Below are 24,111 nucleotides of genomic sequence, written 5' to 3' on the forward strand. Positions count from 1 at the left end.
CGGCTCAGTTCAGGCGCTGGCGGTGGCGCGCGCCCATCACGCAGTCGCCGTGCAGCAGCAGCACCGCCACGCGCACGAACTCTTCGATCTCGGCCAGCGCGTCCTCGTCCTCGTCGGCGCTGTCGAATTCGTCGCTGGAGGCCTGTGCCAGCCGCGCCAGGTCCTGCAGCGCCTCCTCGCCCTCCTCGCTCAGCACCGGGCGCTTGCCGGCGGCCAGGCCGAAACCGCCCAGGAACGCGCGGCACCAGTCGAACAGCGCATCGGTGCGCTCCTGCAGCGATGCCGCCGGTGCGGCCAGCACCAGTTCGAAGGCGAAATCGCGGTCCTCGAGCTGCGCCACCACCGCCTCGCGCAGGCGGTCGAGCACGCTGCCCGGTTCCGGCACGGGCAGGTTGTCGTCGGCCAGCACCCTGCCCGGCCAGGCCTGCAGGTCGGCGCCGCCGGCGGCCAGCCAGCCGCACAGTCCACCGTGGAGTTCGGCCGGGGTGGCCCCGAGGTCCAGCGACTGGCTGGCCCGGAGGATGTCGTTGACGGCGGGAAGATCGGTCATGTCACCTGGGTCTGCAAAAAGCGGGAAAGGCCGCCGCGCGCCGCGCGGCAACGGCCGCACAGTGTAGCAACGGCAGGGTGTCGGCCATCTTGACCACCCCCGAGGCGCATGCCTATCGTGCCGGGCATGGATTCCTTCGACCCCGCCACCCAGCTGCAGGCCCTGGCCGCCCGCCTCGAACTGCTGTTCGAACGCAACCAGCGCCTGGCCGACGAGAACCGCAGCCTGCGCCAGCAGCAGGAACAGCTGGTGGCCGAACGCGCGCAACTGCTGACCAAGAACGAGCAGGCGCGCTCGCGGGTGGAAGCGATGATCACCCGCCTCAAGTCGCTGGAGCAGCACACGTGAGCCAGAACGAGCCGGTCAGCGTCCGCATCCTCGATCGCGAGTACACCGTCGGCGTGGAGCCGGCCGAGCGCGACAGCCTCACCGCCGCCGCGCGCATGCTCGATGCGCGCATGCGCGAGATCCGCGGCAACAACCGCATGGCCGCGGTGGACCGGGTGGCGGTACTGGCCGCGCTCAACCTGGCCCATGAGCTGCACCTGATGCGCGATGAACTGGCGCAGCAGCAGCAGCGTTTCCAGAGCGCGATGAACGACCTCAACCGGCGCCTGGACAGCGCGATCGACGAAGGCCGCTGAGGCCGTCGCATTCATCCGACGGACGGTTCGTTTTTTGCCGCGTGCAAGCGCTGCCATATGCGTGCAACACGGCTATACTGGCGTCGCGTTCTCTGCCGTGAACGACGGCGTGTGCAAACATTCGCCTTGTCCCTTAATGACGACCACGGGGGCGCGACGGTACCGGGTGTGCAGGTCCGCCTTGCAGCGGGAAGCCCGATGGTTCCCCAGCGTCCCCACTTGAACCCCGGGTTCAAGGTCGTTTCGCACGCATCGTCATGGCGGAGAATGCAATTATTCCGGAACGGCGCCGCAAGGCGCCGTTCTTCTTTGCAGGTCCGTGCACCGGCCGGCACATCGGCCGATAATGCCGCCAGGCCCCGACCAACGCCGCCGATGACTGCCGACGCCCGCCAGGCCCTGCGCCGACAACTGCGCCAGCGCCGCCGCGACATCCCTGCCGCCGAGCACATCGCGGCCGCCGATGCGCTGGCCGCCCACCTGCGCGCGCTGCCCTTCGCCGATGTCGACGGCCCGGTGGCCGGCTACTGGGCGATGGATGGCGAGATCGCCCTGTACCGCTGGCAGATGCAGCTGCCCGCCCACCAGACCTACTGCCTGCCGGTGCTGCACGACACGCTGCTGCGCTTCGCGCCATGGCGGCCGGGACAGCCGCTGCGCGCCAACCGCTATGGCATCCCGGAGCCGGACATCGACCCCGCGCACGCGCTGCCGGCGCAGGACATGGCGCTGGTGGTGGTGCCGCTGGTCGGCTTCGACCCGCTTGGCCGGCGGCTGGGCATGGGAGGCGGCTGGTATGATCGCAGCTTCGCTTTCCGCCAGCGGCGCAGCGCGCCGCCCTGGCTGGTCGGCGCCGGCTTCGCCGCCCAGCAGGTACCGGCGCTGCCGGTCGAGGACTGGGACGTGGCGGTGGATGCCATCTGCACCGAGCAAGCCATTCTCTACCCGGAACCGTCGCACGCATGACCGCCCGCAAGCGCTACTGGCTGATGAAGTCCGAACCGGACGCCTTTTCCATCGACGACCTGCAGCGGGTGGGTACCGAACCGTGGAACGGCGTGCGCAACTACCAGGCGCGCAATTTCATGCGCGACGGCATGAAGGTCGGCGACGGCATCCTGTTCTACCACTCCAATACCAAGGTACCGGGCATCGTCGGCGTCGCCACGGTGGCCAGCGACGCCTACCCGGACGACACCCAGTTCGATCCCGGTTCCGACTACTACGACCCCAAGGCCAGCCGCGAACAGCCGCGCTGGTACCTGGTGGACGTGGCCTTCGAGCGCAGGCTGGCGCAGGTGATCGCGCTGGACGAGATCAAGCGCCACGCCGATGCACTGGGCGAGGGCTTCCCGCTGACCGCCAGGGGCAACCGCCTGTCGGTGTTCCCGGTCACCGGCGCGCAGTGGAAGCTGCTGCTGTCGCTGGAAAAGAAACTGCCGGCCTGATCCCGCCAGCGCGGCCGCTGCCGCCGTCGACGGGCGCTGCCGGGCAGCGCCGGACCGGTTGCCGCCACGCCTGCTCCCCCTCCTCCAACGCCATCGAGTCCACCATGTCCGAAGCCAAGCGCCTGGCCGCCGAAAAAGCCATCGAGTACGTCCAGAAGGGAATGATCGTCGGGGTCGGCACCGGTTCCACGGTCGCCTATTTCATCGAGGCGCTGGCGCGCATCAAGGACCAGATCGAAGGCGCCGTCTCCAGCTCCGAACAGAGCACCGCCCAGCTCCGCAGCCACGGCATCGAGGTGCTGGACCTGAACCACACCGGCGGCCTGTCGCTGTACGTGGACGGCGCCGACGAGTGCGATCCGCACAAGCACCTGATCAAGGGCGGCGGCGCCGCGCTGACCCGCGAGAAGATCATCGCCGAGGCCAGCAGGCAGTTCGTGTGCATCGTCGACCCGAGCAAGCAGGTCCAGGTGCTGGGCAGGTTCCCGCTGCCGGTGGAAGTGATCCCGATGGCGCGCAGCCTGGTGGCGCGCGAGATCGTGGCCCTGACCGGCGGCCAGCCGGTGTGGCGCGACGGCGTGGTCACCGACAACGGCAACCTGATCCTGGACGTGCACAACCTGTCCATCACCGACCCGGTGAAACTGGAGCAGCAGCTCAACCAGATCCCGGGCGTGGTCACCGTCGGCCTGTTCGCGCGCCGCCCGGCCGACGTGGTCATCGTCGGCGGGCAGCCGCCGCAGGTGCTGTAAGCGCGGGCATGCGACCACGGCCGCGACTGCGCGTCAGCGCGCCGCGGCCTGCAGCCAGGCCTGCCACTGGCGGTCGAGCGCGGGCAGCGTGCCCGGCAGCCCGAACGCCGGGCCGGTGTCGCCCAGCCAGTCCTCGAAACTGCCGCCGGCGGCGATCCGCTCGCTGATGCTGCCGAGTACGCCGGCGCGGGTGGCCGCGGTGGCCTGCACCAGGAAATCGGCCCAGCCCTGGACCTGCGCGTAGTAGCGCGCCCCGGCCGCCGCGTCGCCGGATTCGGCCGGGCTGCGATAGACCAGGCTCACGCCGCGGGCCGCGGGCGCGGCCTGTCCCACCGGGCGCGCCGGATTGGCCATGGCCAGGAACTCGGCCAGCGCCGGCAGCGGCTGCGCCGGATCGGCGCCCATGCCACGCAGCAGGCGCCGCCGCTGGGCCACCAGTTCATCGGCCTCCAGCACCATCGCCGCCGCCTCGTTGAGCCAGTCCGGGCTGCGCGCATGGCCATGCCCCGAGGTCCGGCCCAGGTCCGGCCAGTAGGCCAGGTTGAACAGCACGTGGCCCAGTTCGTGGCGGGTCAGGTTGCGCCAGATCGCCTGGCCGATGGCCGGGTTGGCCGCGAGCAGGCGGCGGCCGGGATCGTCGGCCGGCTGGGTCGACTCGCGGGCGGCCTGGAAGGCCTGCATGCCGGGCCAGTCGACCACCTGCGCGGCACCGGCGGCGAGCAGCCGCCCGCGCGCATCGGCGCCGATGCGGCCCGCCGGCGCATCCAGCAGCACGGCCAGGCGCAGCGGCGCGCGCGCGAAATGGCGTTCGAACGCCTCGGCGCTGGCGGCCAGGTCGCCGCCGAGCATGCGCACCTGCGCGGCATCGGCGCCGTAGACCCAGCCATGCGCGCCGGCGACGCAGTGGTCCAGGCCCGGCAGCGGCGGGCAGCCGGTATCGGCCCGTGCGGCGCCGGCCAACAGCAGCAGCACCGGCAACAGGACGGGAGCGGGGGAACGGGAAAGAGCCATGCACGCATCTCCGGTTGGGATGCTTCCCTGACGCATGCGCGCGGCAAATGTGTCCACCCGGGCGCGGGCCCGGCGACGGCCTCAGCGCGCGGGCCGCTTGCCGTTCTGCGCCAGCGCCTTCACCAGCTCGCCCACCAGTTCGCGCTGGCGCGGCGGCAAGGCCAGGAAGGTATCGATCACCGCGCGTTCGCGCGCGCCCACCGCATTCCATTCGCCACGGGCCTCGGCAACCCGCGCCGGTTCGCCGAAACGCAGGGTCTGCGGCGCCACCCCGAACAATTCGGCCAGCACCTGCAGCTTGTCCTGCTCCGGGATGGAGCGGCCGGACAGCCAGCGCGACGCACTCTGGAAGCTCACCGAACGCCCCGTGTAGCGCGCGTTGAACAGGCGGAAGAGGATCGCCGGCCGCGGCTCATAGCCGGCCGCGCTCATCGCCTGCCCCAAGCGGCGGGAAAATTCGAAGCGTTCGTCGCTCATGGCCGGAAACGTTACGGACCACGCTCACGACGGGATCACCTGTTACTTTCATTTTAATTAACTAATTGCTTTCATTGTCCCTGGACCCACGCGCGGCGCCCATCCGCACCGCGCCCCAGCCCGGGAGAAGCCCCATGCAAAGCGCCTCCACCGCCGCTGCGCCACCGCAGCCATTCCTCCGCCGCTACATGGACGTGGACTACCGCAGCCACTACGCCGCCGTGCTCAGGCTGCACCCGGCGCCATCCGAAGCGATCGCCGAGCTGTGCCTGTTCCGCTTCTGGCTGGCCTGCCGCGCCTACGCGCATTCGGGCGCGACGCCGGCGCCGGTACCGCCGCTGAACCTGCCGCCGCACTGGACGCCACCGCGGCAGGCCGCCGGGGTGGACATCGGCCATGCCCTGGATGCCTGGTACGGGCACCTGCTGGGAAGCCGCTTCGACCTGTACGACCGCTTCTTCCAGTTGGGCCGCAACCACGACGACCCGCTCGGCCTGGACGCGGTGGCGCTGGCGTTGTCGTGCCAGCTGTTCGTGCAGCCCTGCGCCGCCACCCGCACCTGGCTGCGCGGCGAGGTGCACGCGCTGTTCCGCGCGCTGCACACCGCATTCGCCGCTGGGCCGCGCACGCGCGCCCCGGTAGCGGGCGATGCTTGACGCCGCGCGGCGCATCCGTGAAGGTGCGCAGCGCCTCCTTCCGCTTCGTGGATCACGCCATGTCCCTGCCGCGCCATGCCGCCTGCCTGTCCGTATTGCTGCTGCTGGGCGGTTGCGCCAGCGCCGGCGAACACTGGGTGGAACTGGGCGGCGCGCGCTACCACGTGGAACTGGCGCAGGACGACGCCAGCCGCGCCCGCGGCCTGATGTTCCGCGACCGCATGGACCAGGACCGCGGCATGCTGTTCATCCACGACCGCGTGGAGCCGCAGGCGTACTGGATGAAGAACACCCGCATCCCGCTGGACATCCTCTACTTCGACGACGCCCGCCGGCTGGTCAGCCAGCAGCGCGACGTGCCGCCCTGCTCGGCCGGCGACGCCTGCCCGCCGTACCCCAGCTTCAAGCCGGCACGCTACGTGCTGGAACTCAACGCCGGCCAGGCGGCGAAGCTGAAACTGCAGGACGGCACCGAGCTGGTGTTCGGCCCCGGCATTGCCAAGGGCAGGTAACCGCGCGCCCACGCCGGGCCGCCGCATGCCTTGAACCGGCCACGCTTTGCCGCCAGTCTTGGGGCATGTCCGACACACGCCTTACCCTGCCGCAGTGGGACGCGCTGGCCGAGCTGGCCGACGACGCGTTGCCGTTGCTGCCGACCGCGCTGCTGATCGCGCGCGACGAATACCCGCACCTGGACCCGGGCCGCTATGACCGCCTGCTGCAGGCCCATGCCGACCACCTGCGGGTGGAAGTGGAGGCCATCGCCGAGTGGCCGCTGAAAGTCGCCGCCATCAACCACCACCTGTTCAACGAGCTGGGCTACAGCGGCAACCACGACGCCTATTACGACCCGCGCAACAGCTATCTCAACGAGGTGGTCACGCGCCGGCTGGGCAACCCGATCTCGCTGGCGCTGGTACAGATGGATGTCTGCCGGCGGCTCGGCCTGCCGCTGGAGGGCATCTCCTTCCCCGGCCATTTCCTGGTGCGGCTGCCGGTGGAGGAAGGGGTGCTGGTCATGGACCCGTTCAACGGCGGCCGTCCGCTGGGCGTGGACGAACTGCGCGAGCGCGCCCGCAACAACCTGGGCGGCGAGACCCCCGACGACCAGGTGCTGGCGCAGATCCTCGACCCGGCGCCGGCGCGCGCGATCCTGATGCGCATGCTGCGCAACCTGTATGGCGTGTATGCCGAACGCGAAGAGTGGGACCGCGCCGCGCGCAGCGCCGACCGCATCCTGAAACTGGCCCCGGAGCAGAGCGAGGCGCTGCGCGACCGCGGCCTGGCCTACCTGCGCCTGGACCACCTGGCAGGCGCGCGCGCGGACCTGTCGCTGTACCTGCGGCGCGAACCCGATGCCGCCGACGCGGCGCAGGTGCGCGAACGCCTGATCGACACCGGTGCCGGGCGGCCGCAGCTGCATTGAGGCGGCCGCGGCGGCGCCGTGGCCGCCACGACCGGGCCGGACTCAGTCCAGCTCCACCATTTCGAAATCGTCCTTGGTGGTGCCGCAGTCCGGGCAGGTCCAGGTCTCGGGCACGTCTTCCCAGCGCGTGCCCGCGGCGATGCCTTCTTCGGGCAGGCCTTCGGCTTCGTTGTAGATGAAGCCGCAGACGACGCACATCCAGGTGCGCAGGGTGGAGGCGGAAGCGTCGGACATCGGATAATCACGGCAACACGAGGGCGGTCGCAGATTGTCCCATTCCCGCCGCCGTACAGGTAGCCATCCATGCCCCAGCCCGCTCGCGCCGCCCGCGGCGTCTATCTGATCACCCCCGACGAGGCCGACACCGCGCGTCTGCTCGAACGCGTGCGGCCGCTGCTCGGCGCCGGCGCCACCTGGCTGCAGTACCGCAACAAGGCCGCCGATGCCGGCACCCGGCGGGTACAGGCCCGGGCCCTGCAGGACCTGTGCGCGGCCGCCGGGGTCCCGCTGATCATCAACGATGATGCCGCCCTGGCCGCCGCCGTCGGCGCGGCCGGCGTGCACCTGGGCGAGGACGACGGCGACATCGCCGCCGCGCGCGCGCTGCTCGGCCCCGGCGCCCTCATCGGCGCCTCCTGCTACGACCAGTTGGAACTGGCGCGGCGTGCGGTGGCTGCCGGCGCCAGCTACGTCGCGTTCGGTGCGTTCTTCCCCAGCCGCAGCAAGGCCACCACCCGGCGCGCGCATCCGCGGCTGCTGCACGAGGCCGCGGCGCTCGGCGTGCCGCGGGTGGCCATCGGCGGCCTGGCCGCGGACAACGCGGCGCCGCTGGTCGCGGCCGGCGCCGACCTGCTGGCGGTCATCAGCAGCGTGTTCGCCGCCGATGACCCGGTGGCCGCGCTGCGCGGCTACCAGGCCTGTTTCCCGGCGCCCTGAGCGGCGGCGGCGCCGCCGGCGGGTGCCACGCACGAACCGGGAAGGCGCGGCATACCGCGCGCAGCGCAGCCTCCACTTCGTCGTCCAACGGCGCCCTTCTCCCGGCGGGAGAAGGGCCTGGACGGCGCTTACTCCAGCGCCGCCTTGACTGCCGCCGGATCGGCCAGCGCCTGCACCTGGCGGATCAGGCGCACGGTGTTGCCGCCGAGGATGGCGCTGACCTGGCGTTCGTCATAGCCGGCATCGAGCAGCGCCTGCACCACCTTGGGCAGCGCGGCGATGTCCTCGTAACCCTCCACGCCACCGCCGCCGTCCCAGTCCGCGCCCAGGCCGACGTGCTCCCAGCCGGCCACCTTGATGATGTGCAGCAGGTGGCGCATGTAGTCGTCGAAATCGGCCTTGCGGATGTTGTACTTCGCGTCCAGCGCGGCCAGCTGCGCCTTGAGCTGCGCGCGCTCGGCATCGGTCGGGGCGGTGCGGTCGTCGAAGGCGTCGTAGAGCTTGCGCCGCTCGGCGCGGTACTCCGGGGTGGCGCCGGTGTCGATCAGGTAACCGCCCAGCGAGTTCACCTGGATCACGCCGCCCTTCTTCGCCAGTGCGCGGATGCGCGCGTCGTCGATGTTGCGCGAATGCGCGAACACGTCGGAGGCGCCGCTGTGCGAGAGGATGATCGGCGCCTTGCTCAGCGCCAGCATCTGGTCGAACACCGTGTTGGACGCATGCGACTGGTCGATGATGATGCCCAGCCGGTTGGCCTGCGCGATCAACGCCCTGCCCTTCTCGCTGAGGCCGCCGTGCTCGCCTTCCGGGGCCACGCCCATGCCGGCCGAATCGGCGAAATCGTTGTGGCTGATGTGCGCCAGCGAGATCATCCGCAGGCCCTGCTTGTAGTAGAAGCTGAGCAGGCTGGGGTCGGCCTCCAGCGGGTAGGCGTTCTCCATGCTGATGTAGACCGACTTCCTGCCCGCGGCCTTGATCCGCGCCGCGTCGTCGGCGGTGGTGGCCAGCTCGAACTTGTCCGGGTTGGCGGCCACCATCTCGCGGATCTCGGACAGGCGCCTGAGCCCGGCGTCGCGCGCCTTCAGGTTGCCGCCCGCATCGCGTCCGCCCTGGCTGGTGAACACCACCCAGAAGCCGCCATCGAGCCCGCCTTCGAGCATGCGCGGATAATCGACCTGCGAACCGTCTTCCTGGAAGGAATGGCGGTCGGTGATCTTCCAGCCCGGCCTGGAAAACAGCGCCGGCGTGTCGAGATGGGTGTCGAGGTTGATCGCCCCGGCCTGGACGGCGCGCGCGCGCTCGGAGATCTTCGCCGGGCCGGTGCCGGCCTGGGCGGTGGCGGCGACAGCCAGCAGCAGCGCGGCGGACAGCGCACCGGCCTTGAACGTCATGTCGAACTTCATGGCTCTCCCTTGGGGACGGATCGTGGCGCATTCTTGCATGCGCCCGGCGCGCGCCAGCAGGCCATTGGTCATGGAACCGGCGGCGCGTGGCAGCGCCCGGCGCGAAAGCGGACAATAGGCGTATTCCCCTGCCACGCAGCGATGCCATGTCCCCGACCCTGAACCACGAACACTCCCATGCCCTGTTCACCCGCGCGCAGCAACTGCTGCCCGGCGGCGTCAACTCGCCGGTGCGCGCGTTCAAGTCGGTCGGCGGCGAACCGTTCTTCGTGCAGCGCGCCGACGGCGCCTACCTGCACGACGTGGATGGCAACCGCTACATCGACTACGTCGGCTCGTGGGGCCCGATGATCGTCGGCCACAACCACCCGGCGGTGCGCGAGGCGGTGCAGCAGGCCATCGGCAACGGCCTGTCGTTCGGCGCGCCGTGCCCGGCCGAGGTGACCATGGCCGAGACCATCACCCGGCTGGTGCCGTCGTGCGAGATGGTGCGCATGGTCAACTCCGGCACCGAGGCGACGCTGTCGGCGATCCGCCTGGCGCGCGGCGCCACCGGCCGCAGCAAGATCGTCAAGTTCGAAGGCTGCTACCACGGCCATGGCGATTCGTTCCTGGTCAAGGCCGGCAGCGGCATGCTGACCCTGGGCGTGCCGACCTCGCCGGGCGTGCCGGCCGGGCTCAGCGAACTCACCCTCACCCTGCCCTACAACGACTTCGAGGCGGCCACCGCACTGTTCGAGCAGCAGGGCGGCGAGATCGCCGGCCTGATCATCGAGCCGGTGGTCGGCAACGCCAACTGCATCCCGCCGCGCGACGGCTACCTGCAGCACCTGCGCGCACTGTGCACGCGGCATGGCGCGCTGCTGATCTTCGACGAAGTGATGACCGGCTTCCGCGTGGCGCTGGGCGGTGCGCAGGCGCACTACGGCATCACCCCGGACCTGACCACCTTCGGCAAGATCATCGGCGGCGGCATGCCGGTGGGTGCCTATGGCGGCCGCCGCGCGCTGATGCAGCAGATCGCCCCGGCCGGCCCGATCTACCAGGCCGGCACGCTCAGCGGCAATCCGGTGGCGATGGCCGCGGGCCTGGCGATGCTGGAACTGATCCAGCAGCCGGGCTTCCACGCCGACCTGGCCGCACGCACCGCACGCCTGTGCGAGGGCCTGGAAGCGGCCGCGCGCGACGGCGGCGTCGCCGTCACCACCACCTGCGTCGGGGCGATGTTCGGGCTGTTCTTCACCCATGAGAAGGTGGAGACCTACGCGCAGGCCACCGCCTGCGACATCCCCGCGTTCAACCGCTTCTTCCACGCGATGCTGGAGCGCGGCGTGTTCCTGGCGCCGTCGGCCTACGAGGCCGGCTTCCTGTCCAGCGCGCACGACGATGCGGTGATCGATGCCACCCTGGCCGCCGCACGCGAGGCGTTCAAGGTGGTCGCGGCCGGTTGATCGCCCTTCACCGCTTCCGTGCAGGGGGGGCGATGCAGGCCACGACCGGGGCTTTCGCAGGCATGTTCCGGTCGCGACGGATGCCGCTCCCACGGAGGCGGCATCCATGATTCCGATGATCCACGCCCTGCTGCTCGACTTCGACGGCCTGCTGGCCGACTACGACCATCCGCGCCATCTCCGGCACCTGGCCGATGCAGCCGGCTGCACGCCGGCGCAGGTCGACGAACTGCTGCGTGGCGAAGGGCTGGAGCTGGCGCACGCGCGTGGCGAGCTCGATGGCGATGCGCTGCTGCAGGTCCTGAACGCGCAGCTGGGCAGCAGGTTGTCCGCCACCGACTGGCTCACCGCACGCACCGGCGCCAGCGCCCTGCGCCGCGACACGCTCGCCCTGCTGCAACGGCTGCGCGCCGATGTCCGGGTCGCCGTACTGACCAACAACGGCGCCTTGAGCGCGGCGGCCATCGCCGCGCTGCTGCCCGGCATCGAAGTGCTGTGCAGCGCCGCGCTGGGCGTGCGCAAACCCGACCCGCGCATCTACCTGGCCGCCGCCGAAAGGCTGGGCAGCGCACCGGCGCGCACGCTGTTCATCGATCATCTGTTCCGCAACGTGCAGGGCGCACGCAGCGCCGGCCTGCACGCCGACACCGCGCATCACACCCAATCACTGCGCCGCGTGCTGCGGCGCTGGCACCTGCTGTGAACCGCCACCCAGCGCAGTGCGCAGCCGCGCCGCCAACGGCTCCAGTTGCGCCATCGTCGACGGGGCCGGCACGCCCATCGGGTAGACCTCCAGCAGGCCGTCTCCATGCCTGCGCGGCTGCACATGCAGATGGAAATGCGGCACTTCCTGTCCGCCGGCTTCGCCGTTGGACTGCCACAGGTTGAGCCCGTCCGGTGCGAGCGTGTCGCGCAACGCCCGCGCCACCCGATGCGCCACGCGCATCACCTGCCCCGCAAGGGCTTCGTCCAGCGCGTAGAGGGTTTGGGCATGCTGCCGGGGAACCACCAGCACATGCCCGGGCACGGCTTGGCGCAGGTCCATGAAGGCCACCACCTGCGCGTCTTCCCACACCATCCTGGCCGGCAACTCGCCGGCCAGGATGGCGCAGAACACACATCCCTGCATCAGCGCGAAGCCACGTACGCCGCGATCGCCTCGCGCACGCGCTTGAGGCCCTCGGCCAGCTCCTCGTCGGTGATGTTCAGCGGCGGCACGAAGCGCAGCACGCTGGTGCCGGCCTGCAGGATCAGCACCTGCTTCTCGGCGGCCAGGTCGAGCAGCGCGCCGATATCGGCCACGTACTCGGGCTTGAGCACCGCGCCGATCATCAGGCCCATGCCGCGCACCTGCTCGAACACGCCGAACTCGGCGCCGATCGCCTCCAGCCCGGCCTTGAGCGCGGCCGACTGCCGGGCCACGTTGGCCTTGATCGCATCCGAGGCCAGCGTGCGCAGCGCCACCCGCGCCACCGCCGCGGCCAGCGGGTTGCCACCGAAGGTGGTGCCGTGGGCGCCGACGCCCATGACCTCGGCCACCTTCGGGCCGGCCAGCATGGCGCCGACCGGGAAGCCGCCGCCCAGCGCCTTGGCCAGGCTGACGATGTCCGGGGTCACGCCCCAGTTCCAGTGCGCGAACAGCTGGCCGGTACGGCCCATGCCCACCTGGATCTCGTCCAGCACCAGCAGCGCGTCGTGCTGGTCGCACAGCTCGCGGGCACGGCGCATGAACTCGGCCGAAGCCGGCATCACCCCGCCCTCGCCCTGCACCGGCTCGAACATCACCGCGGCCACGTCGCCGCCGGCCATGGCCGCTTCCAGCTGCGCCACGTCGTTGAAATCGGCATAGCGAAAACCGCCGGGCAGCGGCTCGTAGCCCTCCTGGTACTTGGGCTGGGCGGTGGCCGTCACCGTGGCCAGGGTGCGGCCATGGAAGCTGCCGCGGAAGGTGACGATGACGCGCTTCTCCGGCGGCCGGCCCTGCGCCGCGGCCCACTTGCGCACCAGCTTGATCGCCACTTCATTGGCCTCGGCGCCGGAGTTGCACAGGAACACGCGGCTGGCGAAGCGCGAGGCCTCCACCAGCTCCTGCGCCAGGTGCAGCGGCGGCTCGCTGTAGAACATGTTGCTGGTGTGCCAGAGCTTGTCGGCCTGGGCCAGCAGCGCGGCCTTCAGGTCGGGGTTGTTGTGGCCGAGGCTGCACACCGCGATGCCGGCCGCCAGGTCGATGAACTCGCGCCCCTGCGTATCCCAGAGCCGGGCTCCCTGGCCACGCTCGAGCACCAGCTGGCGGGGCCGGTACACCGGCAGGTAGTACTGCGACAGGGACAACAGCGGCTCGGCGACAGCGGTCATGGCGTTCCGGTAGTGGTGGGCGAAAGACGCATTCTCCCCCATTAACCGGGCTGCGGCACAATAGCCCCATGCGACTGTTCTCCACCCCGCAGCTGAACCCCGCCTCCGAGACCGGCTGGCGCCGCCGCTGGTTCGACATCATCCACCGGCGCGACACCCGCCCCTCGCGCAATTTCGACCTGTTGCTGGTCTACGCCATCGTCGCCAGCGTGCTGGTGGTGATGTTCGACAGCGTGCAGCACATCCATGCCGCCTGGGCGTCGTGGTTCTACGTGGTCGAGTGGGGCTTCACCCTGCTGTTCACCGCCGAGTACGTGCTGCGGCTGCTGGTGGTGCGGCGGCCGCTGCGCTATGCGCTCAGCATCTGGGGCGTCATCGACCTGCTGGCGATCCTGCCCACCTACATCTCGCTGCTGCTGCCGGGCGCGCAGTCGCTGCTGGTGGTGCGCGCGCTGCGCATCCTGCGCGTGTTCCGCATCCTCAAGCTGACCCGTTACATCGAGGAGAGCGGCATCCTGATGCAGGCGCTGTGGCGCAGCCGCCGCAAGATCCTGCTGTTCCTGTCGATGGTGATCACCATCGCCATCATCGCCGGCTCGCTGATGTACGTCATCGAGGGCCCGAGCCACGGCTTCAGCAGCATCCCGGCCAGCATGTACTGGGCGGTGGTGACCATGGCCACGGTCGGCTTCGGCGACATCGTGCCGCAGACCACGCTGGGGCGCTTCGTCACCTCGGTGCTGATCCTGATCGGCTACAGCATCATCGCCGTGCCCACCGGCATCTACACCGCCGAACTGGCCAACGGCATGCGCCAGGCCGAAGCCTGGCGCCGCCGCCGCGACGACCGCGGCTGCATCGTCTGCGGCCACGAGGGCCACGAGCAGGAAGCACGCTACTGCAACCACTGCGGGCATGAACTGCCGGAGCCGCTGGAGCCCTGAGCGACGCGCGCGATGGCGCTGCCGGGCGCAACGCCGCGGCCGGCGGCGCTGTTTCAGTCCAGGAACAGGTCGGGCAGCAGCGACCGCGACGGATCGACCGCATAGCCGGACAGGTCGCCGACCCCGGCCTGCGCCAGCACCTCGTCGTCGATCAGGAAGTGGCCGCTGAAACCGGCCGCCTCGCGCACCAGCACCGCATGCGCGGCATCGGCCATGATCTCCGGGCGCCGGCAGCCGGCGGCATCGACCCCGGGAATCATGTTGATCGCATCGGTGGCGATGACCGTGCGCGGCCACAGCGCATTGACCGCCACCCCCTGCGGGCCGAACTCGGCGGCCAGGCCCAGGGTCACGAAGCTCATGCCCATCTTGGCCAGGGTGTAGCCGGTATGCGGCCCCCACCATTTCGGGTCCAGGCTCGGCGGCGGCGCCAGGGTCAGGATGTGCGGGTTCGGCGCCTGCAGCAGGTGCGGCAGGCAGGCCTGCGCGCACAGGAAGCTGCCGCGCGCGTTGACCTGCTGCATCAGGTCGAAGCGCTTCATCGGCGTGTCCAGCGTGCCACGCAGCCAGATCGCCGAGGCATTGTTGACCAGGATATCGATGCCGCCGAAGGTGTCGACCGTGGCCGCCACCGCCGCGCGCACCTGGTCTTCCTCGCGGATGTCGCATTTCAGCGCGAGGCCGCGGCCACCGGCCGCGTTCACCGCGTCGACCGCGGTATGGATGGTGCCCGGCAACCTGGGGTTGGGCACCGCCGACTTGGCGGCGATGGCCACGTTGGCGCCGTCGCGCGCGGCGCGCAGCGCGATCGCCAGGCCGATGCCGCGCGAGGCGCCGGTGATGAAGAGGGTTTTGCCTTGCAGGGTGCTCATGCGCGACTCCGCGATGCCGATGGAAGCGGAGCGCATTATGCGCCACCCGCACCGCCGCCCCTGCCGGCAGCGCGCGAACACCTGCCGTTAATCCGCGATGCCGATACTGGCGCCCTTCCACAGCCGTCGTGCGTTGCCATGAAATCCCTGCCTGTTGCCGTTTGCCTGCTGCTCGCCCTGTCCCTGCCCGCCTGCCAGAAGCGCGCCGCGTCGCCCGGCGAGGCGGCGTACCCGCGCGACGTCGCCGGGCAGACCACCGGCCTGGGCAACGGCGATGCCACGCCGGCGCGGATCGACGCCAGCGCGGTATGGAGCGGCTCGACCGACGCCTGCCGCCAGGCGGCCACGCCGGCGGGCAGCCACTGCGTGGTCGATGCGCTGCGCAGCGCCGGCGCGACGCCGGCCGCGATCGCCGCCGCGCAGCGCCTGGCGGCACAGGGCGAGTCCGGCTATGTCAGCGCCTGGGACGACCAGTCCGGGGTGGGCGTGGCGACCCTGGAGTTCCCGTTGCGCGCCAACACCAACCAGGGCACCTGGCTGGTGGACGCCAACGGCCGGACCATCGACGTGGACGCGGACGTGCTGCCGGACAGTGCCCGCACCCAGGCGCAGGCCAGGGCATTTTTCGACAGGCACCCCGAGGCCGTGCCATTCGCACCGGCGCAGCCCGCCGGCACCGCGCCGCTGCCCGACGGTGGCGTGCGCCTGCTGTACGCCACGCCGCTGCGCGGCTGCCATGCGTGCGCCGACGACGGCACGCTCACGCTGGGCTACGACTTCGACGCCCAGCGCCGCTACATCGGCCGGCAGGTGGTGGAGCTGCGCTGAGCCGCGCCAGCGCGTTGTCCGCAAGGCCGGCGCAAGGCAGCCGCGCAGGATCGCAACGCTGCAACGAACCCACCGTGGAGCGGAGCAAGCGCCGCTCCACGCGCATTGCCAACGTGATGGAGCAGCGCCCCCCTTTCTGTCGAGAGGGCGCGCCAAAGCCGCGGGGGACAGGCAAGGCAGGGCCTCGGGGCCGGAAGCTCCGCACGGCAGGGCTCCGGGGACGCAGTCCGCGACACGGGCCGCATCACATCTTCGGGCCCTGCCCCTCGTTGTCTTCCCAGTGCAGGATGCGCCGGGTCACGAAGCGGTAGACCGGCTTGCCGGTGGCGAACCACAGCTCGCGCACCCACGAATGGCGCTTGAGCAGGCGCAGCTCCACCGGGGTCAACGCCTGCCGGCAGTACATGCGCTTGTGCTTGAGCAGATGGCGCAGGTCCTCGCGCGCGAGCAGGCGCATCCAGCGCGAGCGCGGGGCGCCGCAGACCGCGAGCTGGAAGTCGATCAGCGCCGGCGAGCCATCGGCGCGCACCAGCCAGTTGGCTTCCTTGGCCAGGTCGTTGTGGGCGATGCCCTGGCGGTGCACCTGCTGCAGCAGGCGGCGCGCGGCATGGAACCAGGCCACGTCGCCACGCGGCGGGCGCAGGTGCATGGCCGCCCCCTCCATGTAGCTGCGGTCCAGCCAGCGCCCGTCCCAGGCCAGCAGCCGCGGGGTGGCCTCCATTCCGCCCAGCTTCGCCAGCGCGCGCGCTTCGCGCCGCGCCAGCCACCAGGCCGGCAGCCGCAGCCACCACGCGGTGGCGCCAAGATCGCGGCGCACGAAGCGGCGTCCGCCCTCGCACACCACCAGGATGCGGCCGAAGCTGTCGGACTTGAGGATCTGGACGCCGTCGTCATGGGGAGTGGCCATCGCCGCCATTCTAGCCGCTGGCCCTCGCCGGCCGGACCGGCCGCAGCGCTGCGCGGGCACCGCGCTACCTGCATGGCCGCTGTCGGGAACCGCGGCACACACCAGCGGTCAGACACCCGCACCCTTCTATAATCCCGCGATGCAACCTTCCTGGATCGACTCCCTCCTGGCCTGGATCGCCGCGCACCCGGTACTGGCCGGCGGCGCCGTCTTCGCCATCGCCTTCTGCGACGCCGTGATCATCCTCGGCGCGATCGTGCCGGCATTGCCGTTGATGATCGCCGTCGGCGTGCTGATCGGCATGGGCGAAATCTCCGGCCCCTATGCGGTGGCATGCGCCGCGCTCGGTGCGTTCTGCGGCGACGGCCTGAGCTACTGGGTCGGCCGGCGCTGGGGCGACCGCCTGCGCGGGGTCTGGCCGTTCAGCCGCTACCCGCAGCTGCTGGAACGCGGCGAACTGCTGTTCAGGCGCAACGCCTTCAAGAGCATCGTGGTGGCGCGCTATGTCGGCGCGATCCGTCCGTTCGTGCCGGCCATCGCCGGCATGGCCAGGATGCCGCTGGCGCGCTACGCACAACCCAGCGCCGTCGCCAGCCTGTCGTGGGCGGTGCTGTTCCTGCTGCCGGGCTGGGCGCTGGGACAGGCCTACGACGCGGTGGCCGCGGTCGCCGGCCGGCTGTTCGTGGTGGTGGCGCTGCTCGGGGTGATGCTGGGCCTGGTATGGGCCATCGTGCTGTATGGCTACCGCTGGTCGGCCGCGCGCATGGACGGCTGGCTGGCGCGCCTGCTGCGCTGGTCGCAGCGCCACCCGCACCTGCTCGGCCGCTACTGGAACGACCTGTTCGACCCGCGCCGGCGCGAATCGGTGCCGCTGGCGATGCTGGCATTGATGCTGCTGCTGCTGGGCTGGGGCTGGTTCGTGCTGCTGATGGTGGTGGTCGGCCACGGCGAGCCGCTGTCGCTGGACCTGGCCGTGCACCACCTGATGCTGGCCCTGCGCAACCCGCTGGCGGACTACCCGATGGCGGCGCTGGCCTCGCTGGGCGACTGGCAGGTGCTGCTGCCGGCGATCGTCGCGGGCATGGGCTACCTGGCCTGGCGGCGGCGCTGGATGGCCGCCGCGCACTGGCTGGCGGCACTGGCGTTCGGCCTGGCACTGACCAAGCTGCTGGGCGCCACCGTGGATGTGGTGCGGCCACCGGCCGCCAGCAGCGGCTTCGGCTTCCCGTCGGTGTCGGTGACCATGGCCACCATCACCTTCGGCTTCTTCGCCGTGCTGATCAGCCGCGAGCTGCCCGGGCGCACGCGGGTGTGGCCGTACCTGGTATCGGGCATCGTGGTCACGGTCATCGGCTTCGCCCGCCTGTACCTGGGCGCGCACTGGCTCAGCGACGTCATCGGCGGCATGTTGTTCGGCATCTTCTGGCTGCTGGTGCTGGGCATCGCCTACCGCCGCCGCTTCAACCGCTCGTTCTGGGTCAAGCCGGTGACCTGGCTGTTCTACGGCGTCTTCCTGCTGGCCGGGTTCTGGTATGCGCCGCGCAACGTGGCGGCCAAGCTGGCCAAGTTCGAACCGGCGGCCGAGGCGCCGCGGATGATGGATGCGGCGTGGTGGTGGCAGGACGGCTGGCGCGAGCTGCCGGCGCGCCGCAACGAGTTCGACGACGACCAGCGCTGGCCGCTGGACGTGCAGGTGGCCGGGCCGCTGGCGCCGCTGCAGCAACAGCTGGAACGCAATGGCTGGACGGCGCAGCCGCAGGCCGGCTGGCAGCAGGCATTGAGCATGCTCGACAGCAAGGCCACGCCGGACCAGGTGCCGGTGTTGCCGGCGACGCTGGACACCCATGTCGAATCGCTGCTGATGCTGCACCGGGGGGCGCGTCCGGACGAACTGTATGCGCTGCGCCTGTGGCCGGCACCGGTGCGCCTGCAACCGGGCCAGGCGCCACTGTGGCTGGGCAGCGCGCAGACCCTGCGCTACGAGCGGCACCTCAAGCTGTTCGGGCTGTGGCTGCCGCTGCGCGGCGTGGACCCGGCGCTGGAGGCGGTGACGCAGTCGCTGGAGGGAATGGAAACCCGCACCCAGCCCATGCCCGAGAACGGAATGCAGCTGCTGATGATCCGCAGCGACCGCGCCCCGTGACCACGGCGGCGCGGTGCGGGCCTGCCCGCGGCGCGTCTCGTGGCGCGGCTACGGCTCCGCCCCGGCGGGCGGTTCGAAATCGGGGATCCAGCTGATCAGCCGCTCCAGCCGCAGGTGCGGATCGTCTTCCTGCAGCAGCACCAGCCGCTGCTCTTCGTCCAGCGGCAGCAGTTCGCCCAGCCGCCAGCCCACCCATGCGGCCTGGTCCAGCTGCGCCGGGCCGGCGCCGGCGAACTCGCCGCCGGCCTGTTCCAGGATGCGCTCCAGCAGCAGGCCCAGCAGCGCATGCTCCGGGCGCAGCTCGTCGTCGTGGTCCGGCGCGCGCCATTGGATCTCGCCCACCACCAGGCCGTTGTCGCGCACCCGCGTGCGCTCGACGTGGAAGCGGCGGCCGCCACGCAGGCGCAGCAGCAGCACGCCGTCGGCACCGACATCGAAATCCTCGATCAACGCCTCCACGCCCCACGCCGCGGGCGTGGCCGGCGCACCGACTTCTTCGCCGTCCAGGATCAGGCAGATGCCGAAGGTGCCGCCGTGGCGGCCGCATTCGCGCACCAGGTCCAGGTAGCGCGGCTCGAACACGCGCAGGCCGAGCGCGGCGCCGGGCAACAGCACGCCGTGCAGCGGGAACAGGGGCAGGGTCTGGGTATCGGTCATCGGCCGGGCCGGGCTCCACGGGCGGGGAAATCGACAACGAGGGTAGCGCATGGCCCGCGCCACCCCCGCGCTGCGCCCGGCAGCGGCGTCAGCCCTGCAGTTGCGCCAGGAAACGGCGTGGCGCGCCGTCGAAGCCGCCGTTGGACATGAACACCACGTGGTCGCCATCACGCACCGCTGCGCCCAGCCGCGCCAGCAGCGCGTCGGTATCGGCCACCGCCTGCGCCTGCCCGCGCACCGCCGCGATCACCGCGGCCGCATCCCATGGCAGCTCCGGGCGGGCAAGGAACACCACCGCGTCGGCGATGTCCAGCGACGGCGCCAGCGCCGCGGCATGCGCGCCCAGCCGCATCGAATTGCTGCGGGGCTCCATCGCCACCACGATCCGTGCCGGCCCGACCTTCGCGCGCAGGCCTTCCAGCGTGGTGTGGATGGCGGTGGGATGGTGGGCGAAGTCGTCGTAGATGGTCACGCCGCGCGCCTGGCCGATCACTTCCAGCCGGCGCTTGACGCTCTGGAAACCGGCCAGCGCCGGCGCCACCGCGGCCACGTCCACGCCCACCGCATGCGCGGCGGCCAGCGCCGCCAGGCCGTTGAGCACGTTGTGGCGGCCCAGCAGAGGCCAGCGCACCTGCGCCACCTCCACGCCCCGGTGCAGCACCGCGAACGCGCTGCCGTCCTGCTCGACCAGGCGCGCGCTCCATTCCAGCGCGGGGTCGAAACCGAAGCGATCAACCGGCGTCCAGCAGCCCATCGCCAACACCTCGGCCAGGCGCTCGTCCTCGCCGTTGACGATCAGCCGGCCGCGCCCGGGCACGGTGCGCACCAGGTGGTGGAACTGGCGCTGGATCGCGGCCACGTCCGGGAAGATGTCGGCGTGGTCGTATTCCAGGTTGTTGAGGATCGCCACCAGCGGCCGGTAGTGGACGAACTTGCTGCGCTTGTCGAAGAACGCGGTGTCGTACTCGTCGGCCTCGACCACGAACGCGCGGCCGCCGCCGAGGCGTGCCGAAACCCCGAAATCCTCGGCCACGCCGCCGATCAGGAAACCCGGCTCGCGGCCGGCGGCCTGCAGCAGGAAGGCCAGGATGGTGGTCGTGGTGGTCTTGCCATGGGTACCGGCCACCGCCAGCGTGTCGCGGCCCGGCAGCACGTTTTCGGCCAGCCACTGCGCGCCGCTGGTGTAGCGGCGGCCGCCATCGAGCACCGCCTCCACCGCCGCGTTGCCGCGCGACAGCGCGTTGCCGATCACGATCTCGTCGCAATCGGCGCCGATGTTGCCGGGCAGGTAGCCCTGCGCCAGGCGGATGCCCAGCATCTCCAGCTGGGTGGACATGGGCGGATACACCGCCTGGTCGCTGCCTTCGACCGCGTGGCCGAGTTCGCGGGCCAGGGCGGCCACGCCGCCCATGAAAGTACCGGCGATGCCGAGGATATGGAGCTTGCTCATGCGCCGATTGTCGCCGATGCGGCGGCGTGCGGGTATGCCATCCCGGCATTACCCCTACCGGCCTGTAGGGGAAACTCCTATACCGCTGGGGGGCATTCATACCGAGAATACATGGGCCAGCCGTAGTATCCCTCAGGTCCTACTCCCCAAGAGGCCATCCCCAGGGAGCTCATGCTGCGGGGCTCTGAGCACGCCCACCTGCTGGCCCCTCTACGACGAACGCCCCGGACCAGCCGATGGTCCGGGGCGTTCGCTTATGCGCCCGCTCCGGCGCAGGCCCGGAGCGGGCAGCAAGGCATCAGCGCTTGATCGCCGCCAGGATGCGGGCCAGCACTTCGTCCAGCGCGCCGACGCCGTCGACACGCGCCAGCGTGCCCTTGGCGGCGTAGAAATCGATCACCGGCGCGGTGGAGTCGTTGTAGACCTGCAGGCGCTGGCGCACCGATTCGGGGTTGTCATCGGCGCGGCCCTGCTCCTGGGCGCGGCCGGCGATGCGCTCGACCAGCAGTTCGGTCGGCACGTCCAGCTGCACGATGGCGTCCAGCGGCTGCTGCAGGCGGGCCAGCAGTTCGCCCAGCGCGTTGGCCTGGGCCACGTTGCGCGGGTAACCGTCGAGAATGAAGCCGTTGGCGACGTCGGCCTGGGCCAGGCGCGCTTCGAGCATGCCCAGCAGGATGTCGTCGGACACCAGGTTGCCGGCGTCCATCACCGCCTTGGCCTGCTTGCCCAGCTCGGTGCCGGCAGCCACTTCGGCGCGCAGCAGGTCGCCGGTGGAGATGTGCGGGATCCGCAGCTCTTCCTTCAGGCGGGTCGCCTGCGTGCCCTTGCCCGAACCGGGCGGTCCCAACAGAACCAATCGCATTCCTGACTCCCTTGTATGTAGAGGACGTTTCTTTCAGGGACGGACAGCGGCGTTAGACTCATGGGCCGATTCACGCTGCACCGCAATAACGCAGCTTACCGCATCCGGCCAATGTCCCGGAAATGTCCCCCGCCCGGAGAATCCCGCCCATGTCAAAAGGTACCCTGCTCTACGCCCAGTCAGGTGGCGTGACCGCCGTCATCAATGCCACCGCATCGGCCGTCATCGCCGAGGCCAGGGCCAGCAGAATCAAGGTGTTGGCCGCACGCAACGGCATCCTGGGCGCGCTGCGCGAGGACCTGATCGACACCTCCCGGGAGTCGGCCGCCAGCATCGCCGCGCTGGCCCACACCCCGGGCGGCGCGTTCGGCTCGTGTCGTTACAAGCTCAAGTCGCTGGAGGCGGACCGGGCCCGCTACGCGCGCCTGCTGGAAGTGTTCAAGGCGCACGACGTGCGCTGGTTCCTCTACAACGGCGGCAACGATTCGGCCGACACCGCGCTGAAGGTCTCGCAGCTGGCCCGCGAGTTCGACTACCCGCTGACCTGCGTGGGCGTGCCCAAGACCATCGACAACGACCTGGCGGTCACGGACACCTGCCCCGGCTTCGGCTCGGCGGCCAAGTACACCGCGGTGTCGGTGCGCGAGGCCGCGCTGGACGTGGCGGCGATGGCCGAGACGTCCACCCGCGTGTTCATCTACGAGGCGATGGGCCGCCACGCCGGCTGGCTGGCCGCCGCGGCCGGACTGGCCGGGGAAAACCCCGACGATGCGCCGCAGATCATCCTGCTGCCCGAACGCGCCTACGACGAGGCCGCCTTCCTGGCGAAGGTGAAGCAGGTGGTGGCCAGGGTGGGCTGGTGCGTGGTGGTCGCCAGCGAGGGCATCCAGAGCGCCGATGGCCGCTTCGTCGCCGACGCCGGGGGCGCCACCGACTCGTTCGGCCACACCCAGCTCGGCGGCGTGGCGTCGTACCTCGCCGGCCGGGTCAAGGCCGAGCTGGGCTACAAGGTGCACTGGACCCTGCCGGACTACCTGCAGCGCTCGGCCCGCCACGTCGCCTCGAAGACCGACTGGGAGCAGGCGCAGGCCGTGGGCAGGGCGGCGGTGCGGTTCGCGCTGGCCGGGCGCAACTCGGTGATGCCGGTGATCGCGCGCACCTCCGATGCCCCCTACCGCTGGAAGATCGAGGCCGCGCCGCTGTCCAGGGTGGCCAACCACGAGAAGAAGATGCCGGCCGGCTTCATCCGCCGCGACGGCTTCGGCATCACCGACAAGGCGCGCCGCTACCTGCAGCCGTTGATCCGTGGCGAAGCGCCGCTGCCGTGGGGCCGCGACGGACTGCCGAAGTACGTGACCCTGAAGAACGTGGCGGTGGCCAGGAAGCTCCCGGCCTGGGAGGGCTGAGCCGACACCACCCTGCCGTGCGTGGCGGTGACTTCAGGCAGGTGCGCGGCGGCACACGCGGCATCACCGTGGTGCCGTGTTTCCCGCACAGGTACGGCGCCATGACCCGCAGGATATTGATCGGCATGCTCGGCTTCCTTCTCGCCTGCCTGATCGGCGGCGCGGGCTATCGCCTGGGCCAGCATCTGGCCGGGCACCACACTGCCGCCGCGCCGGCGCCGGCCTGAGCCGGGCGCCGGCGGCCGCGGTGGCGCGCCACCGCCCGCCTCAGCGGCACGGCGTGCCCTGCACCCGCATGTCCACCGCGAACGCCGGCAGCGATGCCAGCTTGCCGGCATCGGCCTGCTGCCGCGCTTCGCCCAGGTACACGCGCACCTGTCCCTGCCCGTCGCGCGCCAGCGGTTGCTCGACCGGGCGCCGCCAGACCTCGACCACCACCTGCTGGCCCGGGCAGGCCGCGGACGGTATGCGGATGCGGTCGTTGAGCCGCCACCCGTCCTCGCCCGGCGTGACCCGGGCTGCGTCCAGCAATGCCGCGCGCGGCTGGCAGCGCGCATCGGTGCGTACGAACTGCATCGCGTAGGGTGCGTCGGCCTGGCCGGTGAAGCGGCCTTCGACGCGCACGCAGGCCTCGGGAATCTGCCGCACGGTATGCACCGCCCCCACCGCCTGCGCCGTACCCGGCGGGCGCTGGATCTCCGCTTGCGCGGCCACTGGCGCCTGCGCGCCTGCGGCCAGCGGCAACAGCGCCAGCAACGGTATCGACCGCATTCCACTCCGCATCTTCATCGTCCGGCCTCGCTTCTCGTCCAGAGCGCACGGTGCCAGCGCCGCGCTGAACGGCATGGCAAGCGCGCGCGGGCCGTGACAGTGAACGGCAGCTGACCCATACTCGCTGCAGCTCCAGGAAACGTTGAACACCGCGACACGTAC

Annotated in this window: 29 protein-coding genes and 1 other RNA gene; 17 read left to right on the plus strand and 13 right to left on the minus strand. The window is 71.0% G+C overall.

All coding sequences use genetic code 11. The features are described 5' to 3' along the window. Positions 1-4: 4 nt before the first annotated feature. Positions 5-550, minus strand: coding sequence for a YecA/YgfB family protein (locus F0P95_RS16625; protein ID WP_054667398.1), 546 nt, complete (start codon positions 548-550; stop codon positions 5-7). A 126-nt stretch (positions 551-676) separates the two neighbouring features. On the opposite strand from F0P95_RS16625, the gene F0P95_RS16630 reads away from it, so the two are divergent. From F0P95_RS16630 to rpiA, 6 genes are all read left to right on the plus strand, one after another. After that, positions 677-898 carry a TIGR02449 family protein gene (locus tag F0P95_RS16630; RefSeq protein ID WP_054667400.1) on the plus strand — a complete coding sequence of 74 codons (222 nt, stop codon included), beginning with the start codon at positions 677-679 and terminating at the stop codon, positions 896-898. Further along, on the plus strand, positions 895-1,194 hold the full coding sequence (locus tag F0P95_RS16635; protein WP_054667402.1) for a cell division protein ZapA: 300 nt from the start codon (positions 895-897) through the stop codon (positions 1,192-1,194). Before F0P95_RS16630 ends, F0P95_RS16635 begins: the two co-directional genes overlap by 4 nt. Positions 1,195-1,280: 86 nt before the next feature. Further along, a non-coding RNA gene (gene ssrS / locus F0P95_RS16640) (6S RNA) lies at positions 1,281-1,465 on the plus strand. Between the two features lie 104 nt (positions 1,466-1,569). After that, positions 1,570-2,160: a 5-formyltetrahydrofolate cyclo-ligase gene (locus tag F0P95_RS16645; RefSeq protein ID WP_054667403.1), complete on the plus strand. Its 591-nt coding sequence runs from the start codon at positions 1,570-1,572 to the stop codon at positions 2,158-2,160. Further along, a complete protein-coding gene (locus tag F0P95_RS16650) occupies positions 2,157-2,642 on the plus strand; it encodes an EVE domain-containing protein (protein ID WP_182335158.1) in 486 nt (161 codons plus the stop codon). The genes F0P95_RS16645 and F0P95_RS16650 overlap by 4 nt, the downstream gene beginning before the upstream one ends. 104 nt (positions 2,643-2,746) lie before the next feature. Next, positions 2,747-3,394, plus strand: coding sequence for a ribose-5-phosphate isomerase RpiA (gene rpiA, locus F0P95_RS16655; RefSeq protein ID WP_182335159.1), 648 nt, complete (start codon positions 2,747-2,749; stop codon positions 3,392-3,394). 33 nt (positions 3,395-3,427) lie between these two features. Here rpiA and F0P95_RS16660 read toward each other — a convergent pair whose 3' ends face one another. Together F0P95_RS16660 and F0P95_RS16665 are read right to left on the minus strand one after the other, a co-directional pair. Then, positions 3,428-4,405, minus strand: coding sequence for a hypothetical protein (locus tag F0P95_RS16660; RefSeq protein WP_182335160.1), 978 nt, complete (start codon positions 4,403-4,405; stop codon positions 3,428-3,430). Between the two features lie 81 nt (positions 4,406-4,486). Further along, positions 4,487-4,882: a helix-turn-helix domain-containing protein gene (locus tag F0P95_RS16665; protein WP_182335161.1), complete on the minus strand. Its 396-nt coding sequence runs from the start codon at positions 4,880-4,882 to the stop codon at positions 4,487-4,489. Between the two features lie 134 nt (positions 4,883-5,016). Here F0P95_RS16665 and F0P95_RS16670 point away from each other — a divergent pair, with 134 nt between their 5' ends. The 3 genes from F0P95_RS16670 (at position 5,017) to F0P95_RS16680 (ending at position 6,964) form a co-directional block, all read left to right on the plus strand. Further along, complete coding sequence (locus F0P95_RS16670; protein WP_182335162.1) at positions 5,017-5,538, plus strand: hypothetical protein; 522 nt, start codon at positions 5,017-5,019, stop codon at positions 5,536-5,538. 59 nt (positions 5,539-5,597) lie between these two features. Next, positions 5,598-6,050, plus strand: coding sequence for a DUF192 domain-containing protein (locus F0P95_RS16675; protein ID WP_182335163.1), 453 nt, complete (start codon positions 5,598-5,600; stop codon positions 6,048-6,050). A 65-nt stretch (positions 6,051-6,115) separates the two neighbouring features. Continuing rightward, positions 6,116-6,964 (plus strand): SirB1 family protein, encoded by an 849-nt coding sequence (locus F0P95_RS16680; protein ID WP_054667412.1) that lies wholly within the window; start codon positions 6,116-6,118, stop codon positions 6,962-6,964. Between the two features lie 42 nt (positions 6,965-7,006). Here F0P95_RS16680 and F0P95_RS16685 read toward each other — a convergent pair whose 3' ends face one another. Then, the gene (locus tag F0P95_RS16685) at positions 7,007-7,198 is read right to left on the minus strand and encodes a rubredoxin (protein ID WP_054667413.1); all 192 of its coding nucleotides are present in this window, start codon (positions 7,196-7,198) and stop codon (positions 7,007-7,009) included. Between the two features lie 69 nt (positions 7,199-7,267). Here F0P95_RS16685 and thiE point away from each other — a divergent pair, with 69 nt between their 5' ends. Next, on the plus strand, positions 7,268-7,900 hold the full coding sequence (gene thiE, locus F0P95_RS16690; protein WP_182335164.1) for a thiamine phosphate synthase: 633 nt from the start codon (positions 7,268-7,270) through the stop codon (positions 7,898-7,900). A 128-nt stretch (positions 7,901-8,028) separates the two neighbouring features. Here thiE and F0P95_RS16695 read toward each other — a convergent pair whose 3' ends face one another. Next, a complete protein-coding gene (locus F0P95_RS16695) occupies positions 8,029-9,291 on the minus strand; it encodes a dipeptidase (protein WP_182337062.1) in 1,263 nt (420 codons plus the stop codon). A 170-nt stretch (positions 9,292-9,461) separates the two neighbouring features. On the opposite strand from F0P95_RS16695, the gene hemL reads away from it, so the two are divergent. Next, positions 9,462-10,754: a glutamate-1-semialdehyde 2,1-aminomutase gene (gene hemL / locus F0P95_RS16700; RefSeq protein ID WP_182337065.1), complete on the plus strand. Its 1,293-nt coding sequence runs from the start codon at positions 9,462-9,464 to the stop codon at positions 10,752-10,754. A gap of 106 nt (positions 10,755-10,860) precedes the next feature. Next, positions 10,861-11,457, plus strand: a complete 597-nt coding sequence (locus F0P95_RS16705; protein WP_182335165.1) for an HAD-IA family hydrolase — start codon at positions 10,861-10,863, stop codon at positions 11,455-11,457. Here the strand turns inward: F0P95_RS16705 and F0P95_RS16710 are convergent. Together F0P95_RS16710 and F0P95_RS16715 are read right to left on the minus strand one after the other, a co-directional pair. Beyond that, the gene (locus F0P95_RS16710) at positions 11,419-11,871 is read right to left on the minus strand and encodes an HIT family protein (protein WP_232528706.1); all 453 of its coding nucleotides are present in this window, start codon (positions 11,869-11,871) and stop codon (positions 11,419-11,421) included. The two genes, F0P95_RS16705 and F0P95_RS16710, sit on opposite strands and share 39 nt — an antisense overlap. Positions 11,872-11,882: 11 nt before the next feature. Then, a complete protein-coding gene (locus F0P95_RS16715) occupies positions 11,883-13,109 on the minus strand; it encodes an acetylornithine transaminase (RefSeq protein ID WP_054668763.1) in 1,227 nt (408 codons plus the stop codon). Between the two features lie 68 nt (positions 13,110-13,177). Here F0P95_RS16715 and F0P95_RS16720 point away from each other — a divergent pair, with 68 nt between their 5' ends. Continuing rightward, on the plus strand, positions 13,178-14,053 hold the full coding sequence (locus F0P95_RS16720) for an ion transporter (protein ID WP_182335167.1): 876 nt from the start codon (positions 13,178-13,180) through the stop codon (positions 14,051-14,053). 53 nt (positions 14,054-14,106) lie between these two features. On the opposite strand, the gene F0P95_RS16725 is transcribed toward F0P95_RS16720, so the two are convergent. After that, entirely contained in the window at positions 14,107-14,925 is an 819-nt protein-coding gene (locus F0P95_RS16725; RefSeq protein ID WP_182335168.1) for an SDR family oxidoreductase, read from the minus strand. Between the two features lie 138 nt (positions 14,926-15,063). Between F0P95_RS16725 and F0P95_RS16730 the strand changes: the two genes are divergently transcribed. Beyond that, entirely contained in the window at positions 15,064-15,753 is a 690-nt protein-coding gene (locus F0P95_RS16730) for a hypothetical protein (protein WP_182335169.1), read from the plus strand. Between the two features lie 244 nt (positions 15,754-15,997). On the opposite strand, the gene F0P95_RS16735 is transcribed toward F0P95_RS16730, so the two are convergent. Next, the gene (locus F0P95_RS16735) at positions 15,998-16,660 is read right to left on the minus strand and encodes a protein kinase family protein (RefSeq protein WP_182335170.1); all 663 of its coding nucleotides are present in this window, start codon (positions 16,658-16,660) and stop codon (positions 15,998-16,000) included. A 139-nt stretch (positions 16,661-16,799) separates the two neighbouring features. Between F0P95_RS16735 and F0P95_RS16740 the strand changes: the two genes are divergently transcribed. Next, positions 16,800-18,803: a bifunctional DedA family/phosphatase PAP2 family protein gene (locus F0P95_RS16740; protein ID WP_182335171.1), complete on the plus strand. Its 2,004-nt coding sequence runs from the start codon at positions 16,800-16,802 to the stop codon at positions 18,801-18,803. A gap of 48 nt (positions 18,804-18,851) precedes the next feature. On the opposite strand, the gene F0P95_RS16745 is transcribed toward F0P95_RS16740, so the two are convergent. From F0P95_RS16745 to F0P95_RS16755, 3 genes are all read right to left on the minus strand, one after another. Next, positions 18,852-19,460, minus strand: a complete 609-nt coding sequence (locus F0P95_RS16745; protein WP_182335172.1) for an LON peptidase substrate-binding domain-containing protein — start codon at positions 19,458-19,460, stop codon at positions 18,852-18,854. An 88-nt stretch (positions 19,461-19,548) separates the two neighbouring features. Then, entirely contained in the window at positions 19,549-20,910 is a 1,362-nt protein-coding gene (gene mpl, locus F0P95_RS16750) for a UDP-N-acetylmuramate:L-alanyl-gamma-D-glutamyl-meso-diaminopimelate ligase (protein ID WP_182335173.1), read from the minus strand. Positions 20,911-21,208: 298 nt separating this feature from the next. Then, positions 21,209-21,772 carry an adenylate kinase gene (locus F0P95_RS16755; RefSeq protein ID WP_182335174.1) on the minus strand — a complete coding sequence of 188 codons (564 nt, stop codon included), beginning with the start codon at positions 21,770-21,772 and terminating at the stop codon, positions 21,209-21,211. A 149-nt stretch (positions 21,773-21,921) separates the two neighbouring features. Between F0P95_RS16755 and F0P95_RS16760 the strand changes: the two genes are divergently transcribed. Beyond that, the gene (locus F0P95_RS16760; protein ID WP_182335175.1) at positions 21,922-23,178 is read left to right on the plus strand and encodes a 6-phosphofructokinase; all 1,257 of its coding nucleotides are present in this window, start codon (positions 21,922-21,924) and stop codon (positions 23,176-23,178) included. Between the two features lie 101 nt (positions 23,179-23,279). After that, entirely contained in the window at positions 23,280-23,405 is a 126-nt protein-coding gene (locus F0P95_RS17700) for a hypothetical protein (protein ID WP_269150857.1), read from the plus strand. A 40-nt stretch (positions 23,406-23,445) separates the two neighbouring features. On the opposite strand, the gene F0P95_RS16765 is transcribed toward F0P95_RS17700, so the two are convergent. After that, a complete protein-coding gene (locus tag F0P95_RS16765) occupies positions 23,446-23,967 on the minus strand; it encodes a hypothetical protein (RefSeq protein WP_182335176.1) in 522 nt (173 codons plus the stop codon). Between the last annotated feature and the right edge of the window lie 144 nt (positions 23,968-24,111).

Origin of the sequence: Stenotrophomonas acidaminiphila (assembly GCF_014109845.1) — a bacterium.
Classification (GTDB): Bacteria; Pseudomonadota; Gammaproteobacteria; order Xanthomonadales; family Xanthomonadaceae; genus Stenotrophomonas; species Stenotrophomonas acidaminiphila.